Origin of the sequence: Methylobacterium sp. J-090 (assembly GCF_022829345.1) — a bacterium.
Lineage (GTDB): Bacteria > Pseudomonadota > Alphaproteobacteria > Rhizobiales > Beijerinckiaceae > Methylobacterium.
Genome location: NZ_JAKSXV010000065.1, coordinates 68708 through 83297, shown reverse-complemented (window position 1 = coordinate 83297; position 14590 = coordinate 68708). Strand labels below are relative to the sequence as shown.

The window sequence follows — 14590 nt, the reverse complement described above, 5'->3', positions numbered from 1 at the left end:
CGCGTCAGACCTCGTCGTAGACGACTTCGAGGGACGGCTTCACGACGTGGGCCGTGCCGCACATGTCCTCGAAGGTGGCCGGCACCAGGGTGACGCCGCGGCCCACGGCCTCGCCCTTGAACAGGCCGAGCAGCCCGTCCTGGGAGAGCGGCGTCGGGTGGTTCGGGGCGGCGTCGTGGACGTTCTGCGCGAGGTCGGCGAACAGCGAGCCCCACGGGCTCTCGGGCCGGCCGATGATCTCGTAGTTCGCGCTCTTCTTGCGGATGTCGTCGTCGGCCGGGATCGAGGCCAGGACCGGGATGCCGACGGCGGCGGCGAAAGCCTGGGCCTCGCCGGTGCCGTCGTCCTTGTTGATGACGAGGCCGCCGACGCCGACGTTGCCGCCGAGCTTGCGGAAGTATTCCACCGCCGAGCAGACGTTGTTGGCGACGTAGAGCGACTGGAGGTCGTTGGAGCCGACGACGATGACCTTCTGGCACATGTCGCGGGCGATGGGCAGGCCGAAGCCGCCGCAGACCACGTCGCCGAGGAAGTCGAGCAGCACGTAGTCGAAGCCCCATTCGTGGAAGCCGAGCTTCTCCAGCAATTCGAAGCCGTGGATGATGCCGCGTCCGCCGCAGCCGCGCCCGACCTCGGGGCCGCCGAGCTCCATGGCGTAGACGCCGTCGCGCTTGAAGCAGACGTCGCCGATGGCGACCTGTTCGCCCGCGAGCTTCTTCTTCGTCGAGGTCTCGATGATGGTCGGGCAGGCACGGCCGCCGAACAGGAGCGAGGTGGTGTCGCTCTTCGGGTCGCAGCCGATGAGCAGGACCTTCTTGCCCTGCTGGGCCATCATGTAGCTGAGGTTGGCGAGCGTGAACGACTTGCCGATGCCGCCCTTGCCGTAGATCGCGATGATCTGCGTCTCCTTGGTGGCCTTGACCGGCACGGGGTCCGGCTCGATGCCGGCCTCGGCGCGGAGCGCCTCGGATGCCTTCAGGGCGGCGCCGTTCAGCTGCATGTTCATGCGGCACTCCAATCCAGGATCATCTTCAGGCAGGCGGGCTCGCCGAAGGCCGTGCGGTAGGCTTGCGCCGCGTTGGCGGCCGGCTGGCGATGGGTGACGAGACCGTCGAGCGACAGACGCCCCGATGCGACGTGCGCCGCGACGGTGGCGAGGTCCTCGGGCTTCCACTGCGCCGCGACCCGGATGCGGGCCTCGCGCAGGAAGGCGGGCGGGAAGGTGAAGGCGAGCGGCGCCTCGTAGAACCCGGCGAGCACGATCTCGCCGCCGGCCCCTAAGCGCCCGATCAGGGTGTCGAGGAGGCCGGCATCGCCGCTGGCATCCGTGACCGTGGCGTAGTCGCGGCGGGTGTCGGTGTCGGGGTGGAGCACGGCGTACCCGTCGCCCCCCTCGGCCCGGATGGGATTGGTCTCCCACACCACCGGCGTGCCGCCCGCCGCCACGGTGAGGCGGGCCAGCAGGCGCCCGAGGACGCCGTGCCCGACGATGAGGGAGGGGCCGGACGAGGCGGCGCCGAGGGCGTGCTGCGCCGTCGCCGCCAGGGCGAAGAGGATGCCGCGCTCGCTCAAGGACGGGTCGAGGGGCACGAGGCGGGCGCCGGCGCTGACGAGATGCGAGGCCGCACCCCCGAACAGGCCGCGCACGGGCCCGAAGCAGCGCGCACCGGGCACGAACACGGTCTGACCGACCGCGACGCCGGATTCCGCGCCGGCCTCGATGACCGTGCCGACGGATTCGTAACCGGGCACGAGGGGATAGCCCATGCCGGGGAAGGCGGGCATCCGGCCGGACCAGAGCAGCCGCTCGGTGCCGGTGCTGATGCCGCTCCATCGCACGGCGACCACGGCATCGGCCGGACCGGGGGCGTCGAGGGCGAGGGTGTCGAGGGCGATCCGTTCCGGCTCGTGGAGGACGATGGCACGCGCTTGCATGGTTCTGGCCCTCCCCGTCCCGGGACCGTCGAAGCGCGGTCCGCATATGTCATCCTAGATAGACACTTTTATTCGTCAAGCATTACTTACATCAGCGGTTGTCTAATCGAGTGGACACGAGGAGGCGGGTCAGGAGCGGGCGGCGGGTCGGGATCTCGCGGATGGCGCCAAAGCCGGCCTCGGTGAGCAGGTCCGTCAGCTCGGCGGCGGTGCGGCAGCGGCCGGTGCCCATGGCGAGGAGGTAGAAGCCGAAATAGGCGTCGGCCATCGCCTCGGCCCCGGGCGTGCCGGCCATGGGTTCGGCGATGAGGAGGGTCCCGCCCGCGGGCAAGGCGGCGTGGGCCGCGCGCAGGAGGGCGCGGACCTTGGCGTCGTCGTGGTCGTGGACCACGCGCACGAGGGTGACGACATCCGCCCCGCCTGGCAGGGGATCGTCCGGGAACGCGCCGCCGAAGGTTCTTGCACGCGCGCTCAGGTCGGCTTCGGCGAACCGCGTGGCCGCCCGCGCCGCCACGGCGGGCAGATCGAACAGCATCAGGTCGAGGCCGGGGGCGTGGCGGGCGGCCGCTTTCAGGAAAGCGCCCTCCCCGCCGCCGACATCGAGGATGCGGTGATGGTCCCGCAGCGGATAGGCGTCGAGGATGTCCCCCGCGATCAGGGCCTGGGACGCGCCCATGAGTTCGCCGTAGGCCGCCACCGGCGCCGCGCTCGCGGGGTCGCCGCGCGCGGCCTCCGCGTAGGCCCAGTAGCCGGACAGGTTGGTGGGACCGGCCTCCCCCCGCAGGAGGGCGACGGGGTCGGCGAGATCCGCGTAGAGAAGCGCGTGATGCTCGATCATCGCCGCGACGGACGGGTTGCCGATGAGCGCCGCGCCGAGGTCGGCCAGGGCGAAGCGGCCGTCGGGCAGGCGGGCGAGGAGGTCGAGGGCGGTCGCGGCCTTGAGGAGGCGTTCGGCCCGGTCCGGCGCGAGCCCGACGCGCGCGGCCAGGGCGTCGGGCGCCAGGGGGCCGTCGGCGAGGAGGCGGAACAGGTCGAGGCGCACGCAGGCGAACAGGGTCTGCGAGTAGACGAAGCCGGCGCAGAGATCGAACAGGGCTTTCGTGTTCGCCCGGGCGATGCGTCGCGTGAGGGGAAAGCCGGCGGCCCAGCGCTGGAAGCCGGGTCTGGCGATGGTGCGGGTGCGGAAGGCGCGCCAGCGCGCGCGCCACGAGTCCTTTCGATGTGCGCCGTCGCCGCGCGGCGTGTCCGAACCCGCCATCAGGGCGGTCGCGGGAGGAACGGCCATGGCGGACGCGCCGTCCGCCGTCAGGCCAGTTCCCGCACGAGGTGGGCCGGCAGGAACAGCCGCGTCTGCGCCTCGATCTCGGCCCGGAGCGCGTCGGCGCCGGGGCAGGCCGGGATCACCTCCACGGCCTCGCGGGCGAGGCGTTTGAGGCGGGCGAGGGCCCCGCCCATGCCGAGCAGGGCGGCGGCGTTGGGCCGGCCGAGGGTGGCGTCGCGGCCGACCGGCTTGCCGACCTCCTCCTGGCGGCAGGCGACGTCGCGCAGGTCGTCGGCCACCTGATAGGCCTCGCCGAGGCATTCTCCGAGGAGGCGCCACGGCAGGGCCGGCGCGCCGGCCGCCGCCGCGCCCGTCACGGTGGCGGCGGCGAACAGGGCGCCGGTCTTGGCCTGCTGATATTCGGTGAGCGCCACGGTGGGCTCGGATTCCCAGGCCTGGCCCGCGACGATGCCGTTGGGCGAACCGACGGCCCGGGCGACGAGGCCGACGAGGGCGGCGAGGCGCCCCGGCGAACGCGCCGCGCCCCGCGCCAGGGTCTCGAAGGCCGAGACGATGAGGGCGTCCCCGGTCAGGACGGCCAGGGGCTCGCCGAAGGCGGCGTGGACCGAAGGCTGGCCCCGGCGCAGGGGCGCGTCGTCGAAGCACGGCAGGTCGTCGTGGACGAGGGAGGCGCAGTGCAGGAGCTCGATGGCGGCTGCCGCCGCGTCGGACGCCGCCGGGTCGTCGTCGCCGCAGGCCTGCGCCACGGACAGGCACAGGCGCGGCCGGATGCGATGGCCACCGGGAAACACCGCGTAGCGGATCGCCTCGGCGAGGCGCGGCGGGGCGCCGGGGGCCTCCGCGTGGGCGACGGCGGCGTCGAGGGCGCGTTCGATGCGACGGTTGGCATCCATCTGACGTCTCTCCCGATTTGTGCGGCGGCTGTCTTTTCGACTTGCCATTTCAAACTGTCAGATAATATTGACACTCGTCAAGGTGCGGTTTGGGTGACGGAGGGGTCGGCGCGTGCGGGTCGTGGTGATCGGGGCTGGGATCGGCGGGCTGGTGGCGGCCCTGCGGCTCGCCCGTGCGGGCCTCGACGTGACCGTGCTCGAACGCGCGGCGCATCCGGGCGGCAAGATGCGGAGCGTCCCCGTTGACGGGCGGGCCGTGGAGGCCGGCCCGACGGTGTTCACCATGCGCTGGGTCCTCGACGAGATCTTTTCGGAATGCGGCGCGCGTCTCGACGACCGCGTCGCGCTCAGCCCGGCGGCGATCCTGGCCCGGCATGCCTGGGGGCCGGACGGCCACGTCGACCTGTTCGCCGACCCGCGCGCCTCCCGCGACGCCATCGGGGCGTTTGCCGGCGCGCGCGAGGCCGAGGGCTACGACCGCTTCCGCGCCCGGGCCGCGGCGGTCTACCGGACCCTGGAGGGGCCGTTCATCCGGGGGCAGCGCCCGAGTCCGCTCGCCCTCACCCGCCGGGCCGGCCTGTCGGGGCTGGGCGACCTCTGGCGCATCCAGCCCTTCACCACCCTGTGGTCGGCGCTCGGCGAATACTTCGCCGATCCGCGCCTGCGCCAGCTGTTCGGGCGCTACGCGACCTATTGCGGCGCCTCGCCGTACCGGGCGCCCGCCACGCTGATGCTCGTCGCCCATGTCGAATCGCAAGGGGTCTGGCACGTGGCGGGCGGCCTGAGTGCGCTGGCCCGCGCGGTGGCGGATCTCGCCGCCGAGCGCGGTGCGCTTCTACGCACCGGGGCCCACGTGGCGCGCATCGTCACCGACCGCGCCGGCGTCACCGGCGTGGAGCTCGACACCGGCGAGCGCATCCCCGCGGAGGCCGTCGTCTGCAACGCCGACGCGGCGGCCCTGGCCGAGGGGCTCCTCGGCGCGCCGGCGGCCCGGGCGGCCGAGCGGGTTCCGCCTTCCGAGCGCTCCCTCTCGGCCGTGACCCTGTGCATGAACGCCCGCGCCGAGGGCTTCCCGCTCCTGCGCCACACGGTGTTCTTCTCGGGCGACTACGCCGCCGAGTTCGACGGAATCGCCCGGGGGCGGCTGCCCGCCGACCCCACGGTCTACGTCTGCGCCCAGGACCGGGGCGATGCCGCCCCCGACGAGCCCGGGCCCGAGCGCCTGCTCGTTCTCGTCAACGCGCCGGCGGGCGCCACCTTCACCCCTTCGGAGATCGCCACATGCACGCGCGCCCTGCATCGCCGCCTGGGGGCCTGCGGGCTGAGGCTGACGGACACGCCCGCGACGGTGACGACGGGGCCGGCGGGGTTCGGGACGCTGTTTCCGGGGACGGGGGGCGCCCTCTACGGCCGGGCGTCGCACGGGTGGATGGCGTCGTTCCGGCGGCCGGGCGCGCGGACAGCGATTCCGGGCCTGTATCTGGCGGGGGGCAGCGTCCATCCGGGGCCGGGGGTGCCGATGGCGGCCCAGTCGGGGCGCTTGGCGGCGGACAGCCTGCTGGCGGACCGGGCCACCGCCCGCGCTTCGACACGCCGGTCGGCCGGGGTGGCTACGTCTGGTGGTACGTCGATGCCCTGAGCGCCGATGGCCGCCAGGGGCTGACCATCATCGCTTTCATCGGTTCCGTGTTCTCGCCCTACTACGCTTGGGACCCGAGCCGCGATCCGTTCCGGCACTGCGCGGTCAACGTCGTGCTCTACGGGGAGCGGTCGAACCGGTTCTGCATGACCGAGCGGGGGCGCCGCGCCGTGTCGCGGGACGCGACGCACCTCGCCATCGGCCCGAGCGATCTCGCCTGGGACGGCACCACCCTCACCATCAACCTCGACGAGGTGACGGCGCCGATCCCCTCGCGGGTGCGCGGCACCGTGCGGGTGCGCCCCACCGGCCTCACTCCCGGCCCGTTCACCCTCGACGGGCGGGGCCAGCACCGCTGGTGGCCGATGGCGCCGTCCTCACCCGTGGAGGTCGCGCTCACCGAGCCGGCGCTCGCCTGGACCGGCACGGCCTATTTCGACACCAACCACGGCGACACGCCCCTGGAGGACGCCTTCACCAGCTGGACCTGGTGCCGGGCCGATCTGACCCGAGGCGCCGCGATCCTCTACGACGTGCGGCGGCGCGACGGCACGAGCCAGGCCCTGTCCCTGCGCTTCGACGGCACGGGTGCGCCCCGCGACATCGACCCGCCCCGCCCCGCCGCCCTGCCGCCGACCCGCCTGTGGCGCATTCCCCGCTCCACCCGCAGCGACGATGGCGCGGCCCGGGTGGCGCGCACCTTCGAGGACACGCCGTTCTATGCCCGCTCCCTGCTGGAGACGCGGCTGTGCGGGCAGGCCGTGCGCCCGGTCCACGAGAGCCTGTCGCTGGACCGATTCAGGAACCCTCTGGTGCGCTGGATGCTGCCGTTCCGGATGCCGCGACCGCTCGGGTGAGGAGCCCATTTTTTCGCGGTGGGTCGCGGATCACCGTCCGCCCCGCTTCAGGCGTCCGGGACAGGGGGGATTCGATGCGGGCGGGAGCCGTCCTCATCGGCGCTGCTCCTGGCCGCCGCCTCGCGGTCGCGGCGGAGGCCGCGCTTGAGCGCCACGAGCTGCCAGAGGGCGAGGCCGAGCGCCAGGGCGAAGACGAGCCCGATGTCGAGGGCGGCGAAGAACGGGTCGCTCACGGGACCGCGTGCGGGGCAGCCTCGGGCGCGAAGCCGGGGCTGCCAAAGGTCTCGCGCTCGCGCAGGGTCTCGACGAGGTCGAGGACGCGGGCGATCTGGCCGGGCACGTCCCACCAGGCCGGGCCGGCCGGGACCGGCTGCGCCGCCACGGCCGCGACGAGGAACGCGACCTCGGGCAGCGGCGGCACGTCGCGGAGGGTCCGGTCGGCGAAGGACGGCGCGAGGGTGGCGCGGGCCAGAAGCGCCGCCTTCCGCCGCCCATCGACCCGGGCGCGGGCGCTGACCGGATCGAGGTCCTGGCGCTCCAGTTCGCGGCCGATCTCGGCGTAGATGAGCCGGGCGGCGCGGATCGCCGGGCGGCAGGTGCGCGGCAGGCCCGGCAGGCCGGCCTCCGAGCGGGCGTAGAGGAGGTCCGCCGCCGCCAGCAGCCGGGCGACGACGCCCGCCAAGGCCGGACTCGGGCGTGGGTCGGCCAGGAAGGCGTCCGGGTCGATGCCGGCCTCGACGAGCCAGTCGAGGGGCAGGTAGAGCCGGCCGGCGCGGGCATCCTCGCCGACATCGCGGGCGATGTTGGTGAACTGCATGGCGATTCCGAGGTCGCAGGCCCGGGCCAGGGTGGCCGGATCGCGTGACCCCATGATCAGGGTCATCATCACCCCGACGCTGGCGGCGACCCGGGCCGCGTAGGCGGTGAGATCGGAGAGCGTCGCGTAGCGCCGACCCTCCCCGTCCCAGGCCAGCCCCTCGATGAGCGCCATCGGCAGGGCCTGCGGGATCGCGTGGGCGACGACGAGGTCGGCCAGCGCCCGGTCGGCCGGGGCGTCGGCGGGGCGCCCGTCATAGGCGCGCGACAGGCGCGCGGACAGGCGCGCCACGGCCGCCGCCCGGGCGCAGGGCGCCACATCGTCCACGGCGTCGTCGAACAGGCGGCAGAAGGCGTAGAGCCCGTAGGCCGGGCGCCGAACCTGGGCCGGCAGCAGGGCCGAGGCGGCAAAGAAGCTGCGCGAGCCCGCCCGGATCGCGTCCCGGCACGCAGCCCGGTCGGCCGCGTCGGCGTGGGCCGTCGCCCACAGGGGCGGTCGGTCGGGTTCCGGTACGGCCCAGAAGGACGACCCGACGGCCTTAAGTGAAGACGCGCGCATCCGGCACCACGGAATCGAGGACTCGGGCAGAGGACAGGACGCCGGGCAGCCCGGCGCCCGGATGGGTGCCGGCCCCGACGAGGAAGAGGTTGCGCACCCCCTCCGAGGCGTTGTGCGGCCGGAACCACGCCGATTGGGTCAGCACCGGTTCGAGGCCGAAGCCGGAACCGCGAAAGCTCAGGAAATCGGCGGCGAAGTCGTTGGGCGTCGTCACTTTCGATGTGACGAGGGATTCCGAGAGCCCCGGCATCACGGTCGCCTCGAGATGCCGGGCGATGGCCTGCCGGTACGGCTCGGCCAGCGCCGTCCAATCCTGGCCGCCGTCGAGGTTCGGCACCGGCGACAGCACGTAGAAGGCGTCGCATCCGGGCGGGGCCAGCAGCGGATCGGTGGCGGTGGGCCGGTGCAGATAGAGGCTGAAATCCTTCGCCAATTGCTTCTTCGAAAAGATGTCGTCGATGAGCCCGCGATAGCGCGGACCCATCAGGATGGTGTGGTGGGCGATGTTCGAAAACTTCCGGTTCGTACCGAAGTACCAGACGAACAGGCCCATGGAGGAATGCGCGCGCGCGAGGCGCTTCGCGCTCCAGCGCCGGGCGGTGCCGCCGAGCAGGGTGCCGTAGGTGAAGGCCGAATCGGCGTTCGACACGACGATGTCGGCCGGGATCGCTTCGCCATTCGCCAGGGTGACCCCCATGGCTCTTCCACCCGTCACGGTGATGCGGGCGACGTCGGCGCCGCAGCGCAGCGTCCCGCCCTGCCCCCGGATGAGGTCGCACAACCCATCGACGAGGCGGCCGGTGCCGCCCATGGCGAAGTGGACGCCCCAGCGCCGCTCCAAGTGGGCGATGAGGCAGTAGATCGCGCTCGCCCGGAACGGGCTGCCGCCGATGAGGAGCGGGTGGAAGGAGAAGATCGTCCGCAGGCGCTCGTCGCGGATGTAGCTCGCCACGAGATCGTAGACCGAGCGGTGGCCGCCGAGCCGCAGCAGGCTCGGCATGATCCGCAGCATGTCGGTGACCGACGAGAACGGCACGTGGCCGAGTTCCTCGAACCCGACCCGGCAGATCGCTTCCGAGCGGGCCATGAAGGCCTCGTAGCCGGCGACGTCGCCGGGCGAGAACTTTTCCACCTCCGCCCGCATGGCGGCGATGTCGCCGCTGTAGTCGAAGGTGGCGCCGTCGTCGAAGCGGATGCGGTAGAACGGCCGCATGGGGGCGAGGGTCACATCCTCGTCCATGCGCCGGCCGCACAGGCGCCACAGCTCCTCGAACAGGAACGGCGCCGTGACGATGGTGGGGCCGGCGTCGAAGGTGAAGCCGTCCTGGCGGTGGACGCGGGCGCGGCCGCCGGGCTGCTCCAGGCGCTCCAGCACCGTGACCCGATAGCCCCGGGCGCCGAGGCGGACCGCCGCCGCCAGACCGCCGAAGCCGGAGCCGATCACCACCGCGTGCGGGCGCGGATCGGGGCTCGTCACGGGGTTCGGCATGTCGGCAAGTGTCAACATAAGATGACACTAATCCGCGTCCGCGACGGGACGCAAGCGCTGTTTTACGCCTCCGCCTCGGCGGGCGCCGGACTGAGCTGGCGGATGATCCTGGCGACGGCGTCCGGCGCCTCCTCGTGGGCGAGGTGACCGAGGTTGCGCAGCAATTCGACCCTCGCATGGGGCAGGCGCTTCTGCAGGGCGAAGGCCGTGTCGGGGGAGATCGCCCGGTCGCTGCCGCCCACCACCAGCGTCGTCGGTACGGTGAGCCGGGTGATGGCGCGGTCCAAAGCCGCCAGATCCCAGTTCGCCATCATGCCCAGCGCCCCGGCGACGTGGCCGGGGCAGCGGAACAGGCGCCGGTAGAGGTCGAGTCCCTGCGCGTCGAGGCGCGAACCGGTGCCGCGGATGAGGCGCTCCACCGCCGGACGGTCGGCGGTCCAGGCGAAGATGCGGGGCGTCACCGAATTGAGGAACAGCATCCGGGCGAGCCCCGGAAACAGCACCGAGGCGAGGCCGGGGAACGGCGTCAGGGCGCCGTTGAGGGCGACGAGGTGGCGGGGGGCCAGTCCATCGAGGCAGAGCCGGACGAGGAGCGCGGCGCCGGCCGAATGGCCGACCATCACCTCCGGGGCCACGCCAAGAGCGGACAGGAGATCGCGGATCGCCGCCGCCATGCCGGGCAGGGACAGGCGGCCGGGTGGCAGCGGATCGGTGAAGCCGTGGCCGGGCAGATCCGGCGCCACCACGAAGAAATCCTGCGCCAGCAGGGGCGCCAGCCCACGCCAGGAATGGGTGGCCGCGCCGGTGCCGTGCAGGAGCAGGAGCGCCGGGGCGCTCACGTCGCCGAAGGTCTGGACGTGCCAGGTCAGGCCTGAGGCTTCGACGAAGCGGCTGGCCTCGCGGTGGGGCCAATCCGCGCCTTCGCGCTCCCAGACGGGTCGGTCGCTCGGCGCGGGCATGGTCGCTCCCTCAGGTCGCCGCGCGGATCGCGGCGCTCATCGCCCCCGCATCGGCGTAGGGCAAGGGAAGATAGCGCGCGCCCATGGCCTCGGCGAGGCGACGGGCGGGGTCCTGCGGCCGGGCGGCGGTGTCGATGAGGATGACGCGCACCCCGTCCGCCCGCAGCGTGGCGGCGGCGGCCAGAGCCTCCGCCCCCGCCTGGGCCCGGCCGGCCGCACCCGAGCGGGTGACGTTGGCGCGCCCGTCGGTCAGCACCACCACCACCGGCGTGCCCCCGCCCCGGTGCACGGTCCGGGCGAGGTCCGCCGCCGCGTCGAGGCCGGCGGCGAGCGGCGTGCCTCCGCCCCCGGGCAGGGCGCTCAAGCCCCGCCGGGCGCGGGCGAGGGCCCGGGTGGGCGGCAGGATGAGTTCGGCGCCCAATCCGCGATACGCCAGGACGGCGACGCGGTCGCGGCGGATATAGGCCTCGGCGAGCAGCAGCTCGACGGCGCCCTTGGCCTCGGCGAGGCGCTCGAGGGCGGCCGAGCCCGAGGCATCGACGGCGAAGATCGTCGTGGTCTGCGTGCGCTGGACGAAGCGGGCGATGCGCAGGTCCTCCGGGCGGATCCGGATGCGCCGGGGCTCGCCGTCCGTCCGGCGCAGGCGCTGCCAGGGGGCGGCGGCGCGCAGGGTCTCGATGAGGGCGAGGCGCCCGTGGCGCGGGTCGCCGGCGCGCGCGCTTTGGGGCCGACCGGCGTGGCGCGCGGCGGCGGCGACGCCCGCCTTGCCGGCGCGGGGCAGGCGCGGGCGGGCGCCGGCGGCGACGAGCCCGGCGAGGAGGCCGGGCGGCAGGGCGCTGCGCGCGGCCTCGACCATGCGCTCGTCGAGGGGGGCGGGATTCGGCTCGTCCTGCCCGGCGCCGGTTTCCGGTTCGGGGGCCGCATCGGTCTCCGGCTCCGGCGCGTCGGCCTCGGGCGCCGGCGCGGGCATCCGCGTCGCCCTCGGGCCGAGGACGAGGCGCGCGGCCAGGATGGTCTCGCCCTCCCCCGGCCCCTCGCGCCCCGCGAGACGGGCCAGCAGCCGCGCGACCCGGGCGGCCAGGAGCGGACCGCGCAGCGAGACCACGCCAAGGGCGTCGGCGGCCTGACACAGGGCGACGGGGGCGTCCTCGGCCGGCGGCCCGGTTTCCGCGAGGGGGGGCGGTTCCTCCTGCGTGGCCGCGTCGCGCCAGGGGATGTCCGTGAGGTCGATGTGGAAGGCGAGGCGGTCGGAGAGGGCGTCGGGCACGCGCTCGTCCTCGCCCTGGCCTTCGTCGAGGAGGATCACCCCGAGGCGGGCCGGGCGGCACTGGCCGACGCCGTCGCGCTCCACCCGCACGGTGCCGTCGTCGAGCACGGCGGCGAGGCGGGCCGCGTGCCCGGGCGACAGGCGCTCCGCCATGGGCACCACGAGGAGCCCGCCATCGGTCTCTGCCAGCAGCCCGGTCTCGGCGACGGGACGCCCGGCCGCGAGGGTGGCGGGCAGATCGAGGCCGCCGAGCAGGCGCGCATCGGTGATGCTGCCCAGCATCCGCCGGATCGGCCGCTCCGCTGGCGAGGCGTTCTGCAGGACCGCGAGCCAGGCGTCGCGCACCGGCCCCGCCCCGGCGCGCACGACCACGCCGCCGACCCCGTGCGGATCGGCCGCCGCGAGGTGCGCCACCAGCAAAGCGTCGGCCCAGGTGGTCACGGGGCGAAGACTTCCGCGACAGCTCGCGCCACCCGCGCGGTGGAGCCGGATTCGTCCAGTGGATTGCGACGCAGGCGGTGGCGCAGGGACGCGGGGGCGATGCGGGCGAGGTGGTCGACGCCGACGGTGTCGGCGCCCTCCAGGGCGGCGAGCGCCCGGGCCGTGCGCATGAGGGTGAGCTCGCCGCGCAGGCCGTCGGTGCCGAGCGCGAGGCACAGGCGCGCGGCCGCCTCCAGGGTGGCGTCGGGGACGGTGAGCGAGGGCAGATGCGCGCGGGCGCGGGTCAGGGTCTCGCGGATCGTGGCATCGGCCTCGGCATAGGCGGCGCAGAACGCCTCCGGGTCGCGCTCGTAGGCGTCGCGGCGGCGCACCACGTCGATGCGGGTGGGCAGGTCCGTCGGCGTCGTCACCTCGACGGCGAGGCCGAACCGGTCGAGGAGCTGGGGCCGCAGCTCGCCCTCCTCCGGGTTGCCGCTGCCCACCAGCACGAAGCGGGCGGGGTGGCGGATGCTCAGGCCCTCGCGCTCGACGGTGTTGACCCCGGAGGCCGCCACATCGAGGAGGAGGTCGACGAGGTGGTCGTCGAGGAGGTTGACCTCGTCGATGTAGAGGAAGCCCCGGTTGGCCCGGGCTAGCAGCCCCGGCTCGAACGCCTTCTGGCCGTGGGCCAGCGCCCGTTCGAGGTCGAGGGCGCCGACCACCCGGTCCTCGGTGGCGCCGAGGGGCAGGTCCACCACCGGCACCGGGACGCTGTGGACCTCAAAGCCGCCGGCGTGGTCCCGGCAATTGTGGCAGAGATCGCCCGGCCGGGCGGGATCGCAGGCATAGGGGCAGCCGGCCACCGCCCGCATGGGCGGCAGCAGGGCGGCGAGGCCCCGGATCGCCGTGGACTTGCCCGTGCCGCGATCGCCGAAGACGAGGACGCCACCCACCGACGGGTCCACGGCTGCGATGAGCAGCGCCTGGCACATCTCGTCCTGGCCGACGATGGCCGAGAACGGGAAGGTGGGGGCCGCCGCGCGCGGGGTCGTGCCCGCGTGGGCGGCGCCGTTCGCCTTCGGACGCGGGGGGCGTCCCTCCGTCCGAATGGCGCCGGGCTTCGCGTTCAGGGCCGAGACGGAGGCCGGTTCACGGGACATCGCTCGGGTCGATCCGTTGACGATCATGGGCCTGATTTCCCCTTGTCTCGACGCATCGCGCGCCTCCTCCCCGCGAGGGGAGGAGGATGGCCTACTCCGCCGCCGCGCGCTCGACGCCCATGCGGCCCCAGATGGTGCTGAGCGCGTCCACCAGATGATCGATGTCGGCATCCGAGTGCAGCGGCGACGGGGTGATGCGCAGGCGCTCGGTGCCGCGCGGGACCGTGGGGTAGTTGATCGGCTGGACGTAGATGCCGAACTCGTCGAGCAGGGTGTCGCTGATCGCCTTGCACAGTACCGGATCGCAGACCATCACCGGCACGATGTGGCTGTCGTTGGGCAGGTAGGGGATGCCGGCCGCGTCGAGGCGGGCGCGGACGGTGGCCACCCGCTCCTGGTGCCGGGCGCGCTCGGCGCCGCTGGCCTTGAGGTGACGGATGCTCGCCGCCGCCCCCGCCGCCACGGCCGGCGGCAGCGAGGTGGTGAAGATGAAGCCCGAGGCGAAGCTGCGCACAAAGTCGCAGAGCTTGGCCGAGGCGGTGATGTAGCCGCCATGCACGGCGAACGCCTTGCCGAGCGTCCCCTCGATGACGTCGAGGCGGTGGGCGAGGCCGTCCCGCTCGGAGATGCCGCCGCCGCGCTGCCCGTATAGGCCGACCGCGTGGACCTCGTCGAGGTAGGTGAGCGCGCCGTGGGCCTCGGCGACATCGCAGATCTCCGCGATGGGGGCGATGTCGCCGTCCATGGAGTAGACGGATTCGAAGGCGACGAGCTTCGGGCGGGAAGGGTCGACCAGCCGCAGCTTGCGGTCGAGATCCTCCGGGTCGTTGTGGCGGAAGATGTGGCGCTCGGCGCGGCTCGCCTTGATGCCCTCGATCATCGAGGCGTGGTTCTCCGCATCCGAGAACACGGCGCAGTTCGGCAGCTTGCCCGCGAGGGTGCCGAGCGCCGCCCAGTTCGAGACGTAGCCGGAAGTGAACAGGAGGGCGGCCTCCTTGGCGTGGAGGTCGGCCAGCTCCCGCTCCAGCAGCACGTGGTAGTGATTGGTGCCCGAGATGTTGCGGGTCCCGCCGGCCCCGGCGCCGCAGCGGTCGAGGGCGTCGTGCATGGCGCCGAGCACCGCCGGGTGCTGGCCCATGCCGAGATAGTCGTTCGAGCACCATACGGTCACGGGGCGGGTGCCGCCGGGGCTGTGATGGGTGGCGTGGGGGAAGCGGCCGTTCTGGCGCTCCAGGTCGGTGAACACCCGGTAGCGGCCCTCGCGGTGGAGGCCGTTGAGCTCGGCGGCGAAGAAGTCTTCGTAGTTCATACCTG

The 14590-nt window shown here is 73.8% G+C and carries 13 protein-coding genes; 2 read left to right on the top strand and 11 right to left on the bottom strand.

The genetic code is table 11. The features are described 5' to 3' along the window. Positions 1-4: 4 nt before the first annotated feature. The 4 genes from MKK49_RS10005 to MKK49_RS09990 all read right to left on the bottom strand — a co-directional run bounded on the left by MKK49_RS10005 (position 5) and on the right by MKK49_RS09990 (position 4110). Positions 5-1006, bottom strand: a complete 1002-nt coding sequence (locus tag MKK49_RS10005) for a chlorophyllide a reductase iron protein subunit X (RefSeq protein WP_056168743.1) — start codon at positions 1004-1006, stop codon at positions 5-7. Then, positions 1003-1935: a chlorophyll synthesis pathway protein BchC gene (gene bchC / locus MKK49_RS10000; protein ID WP_244028065.1), complete on the bottom strand. Its 933-nt coding sequence runs from the start codon at positions 1933-1935 to the stop codon at positions 1003-1005. The genes MKK49_RS10005 and bchC overlap by 4 nt, the downstream gene beginning before the upstream one ends. Positions 1936-2026: 91 nt before the next feature. Beyond that, a complete protein-coding gene (locus tag MKK49_RS09995; RefSeq protein WP_244028121.1) occupies positions 2027-3193 on the bottom strand; it encodes an acetylserotonin O-methyltransferase in 1167 nt (388 codons plus the stop codon). Positions 3194-3240: 47 nt separating this feature from the next. Next, positions 3241-4110 (bottom strand): polyprenyl synthetase family protein, encoded by an 870-nt coding sequence (locus MKK49_RS09990; RefSeq protein WP_244028064.1) that lies wholly within the window; start codon positions 4108-4110, stop codon positions 3241-3243. A 112-nt stretch (positions 4111-4222) separates the two neighbouring features. Between MKK49_RS09990 and crtD the strand changes: the two genes are divergently transcribed. Together crtD and MKK49_RS09980 are read left to right on the top strand one after the other, a co-directional pair. Then, positions 4223-5749, top strand: coding sequence for a 1-hydroxycarotenoid 3,4-desaturase CrtD (gene crtD / locus MKK49_RS09985; RefSeq protein WP_244028063.1), 1527 nt, complete (start codon positions 4223-4225; stop codon positions 5747-5749). Further along, the gene (locus tag MKK49_RS09980) at positions 5746-6606 is read left to right on the top strand and encodes a carotenoid 1,2-hydratase (protein ID WP_244028119.1); all 861 of its coding nucleotides are present in this window, start codon (positions 5746-5748) and stop codon (positions 6604-6606) included. The genes crtD and MKK49_RS09980 overlap by 4 nt, the downstream gene beginning before the upstream one ends. A gap of 47 nt (positions 6607-6653) precedes the next feature. On the opposite strand, the gene MKK49_RS09975 is transcribed toward MKK49_RS09980, so the two are convergent. From MKK49_RS09975 to hemA, 7 genes are all read right to left on the bottom strand, one after another. Next, entirely contained in the window at positions 6654-6839 is a 186-nt protein-coding gene (locus tag MKK49_RS09975) for a hypothetical protein (RefSeq protein ID WP_244028062.1), read from the bottom strand. Beyond that, positions 6836-7981, bottom strand: a complete 1146-nt coding sequence (locus MKK49_RS09970) for a phytoene/squalene synthase family protein (protein WP_244028060.1) — start codon at positions 7979-7981, stop codon at positions 6836-6838. Before MKK49_RS09970 ends, MKK49_RS09975 begins: the two co-directional genes overlap by 4 nt. Continuing rightward, on the bottom strand, positions 7962-9488 hold the full coding sequence (locus MKK49_RS09965; protein ID WP_244028059.1) for a phytoene desaturase: 1527 nt from the start codon (positions 9486-9488) through the stop codon (positions 7962-7964). Before MKK49_RS09965 ends, MKK49_RS09970 begins: the two co-directional genes overlap by 20 nt. 44 nt (positions 9489-9532) lie before the next feature. Next, positions 9533-10429 carry an alpha/beta fold hydrolase BchO gene (gene bchO / locus MKK49_RS09960; RefSeq protein WP_244028058.1) on the bottom strand — a complete coding sequence of 299 codons (897 nt, stop codon included), beginning with the start codon at positions 10427-10429 and terminating at the stop codon, positions 9533-9535. 10 nt (positions 10430-10439) lie between these two features. Beyond that, the gene (locus MKK49_RS09955) at positions 10440-12137 is read right to left on the bottom strand and encodes a magnesium chelatase subunit D (protein WP_244028057.1); all 1698 of its coding nucleotides are present in this window, start codon (positions 12135-12137) and stop codon (positions 10440-10442) included. Then, on the bottom strand, positions 12134-13108 hold the full coding sequence (gene bchI / locus MKK49_RS09950; RefSeq protein WP_244028117.1) for a magnesium chelatase ATPase subunit I: 975 nt from the start codon (positions 13106-13108) through the stop codon (positions 12134-12136). Before bchI ends, MKK49_RS09955 begins: the two co-directional genes overlap by 4 nt. Before the next feature lie 259 nt (positions 13109-13367). Continuing rightward, positions 13368-14585 (bottom strand): 5-aminolevulinate synthase, encoded by a 1218-nt coding sequence (gene hemA / locus MKK49_RS09945; protein WP_244028056.1) that lies wholly within the window; start codon positions 14583-14585, stop codon positions 13368-13370. Between the last annotated feature and the right edge of the window lie 5 nt (positions 14586-14590).

Excerpts from the sequence above, each read along its gene's own strand:
- MKK49_RS10005 (WP_056168743.1), bottom strand. The coding sequence starts at position 1,006 with ATGAACATGCAGCTGAACGGCGCCGCCCTGAAGGCATCCGAGGCGCTC.
- bchC (WP_244028065.1), bottom strand. The coding sequence starts at position 1,935 with ATGCAAGCGCGTGCCATCGTCCTCCACGAGCCGGAACGGATCGCCCTC.
- MKK49_RS09995 (WP_244028121.1), bottom strand. The coding sequence starts at position 3,193 with ATGGCGGGTTCGGACACGCCGCGCGGCGACGGCGCACATCGAAAGGAC.
- MKK49_RS09990 (WP_244028064.1), bottom strand. The coding sequence starts at position 4,110 with ATGGATGCCAACCGTCGCATCGAACGCGCCCTCGACGCCGCCGTCGCC.
- MKK49_RS09970 (WP_244028060.1), bottom strand. The coding sequence starts at position 7,981 with ATGCGCGCGTCTTCACTTAAGGCCGTCGGGTCGTCCTTCTGGGCCGTA.
- MKK49_RS09965 (WP_244028059.1), bottom strand. The coding sequence starts at position 9,488 with ATGTTGACACTTGCCGACATGCCGAACCCCGTGACGAGCCCCGATCCG.
- bchO (WP_244028058.1), bottom strand. The coding sequence starts at position 10,429 with ATGCCCGCGCCGAGCGACCGACCCGTCTGGGAGCGCGAAGGCGCGGAT.
- bchI (WP_244028117.1), bottom strand. The coding sequence starts at position 13,108 with ATGTGCCAGGCGCTGCTCATCGCAGCCGTGGACCCGTCGGTGGGTGGC.
- hemA (WP_244028056.1), bottom strand. The coding sequence starts at position 14,585 with ATGAACTACGAAGACTTCTTCGCCGCCGAGCTCAACGGCCTCCACCGC.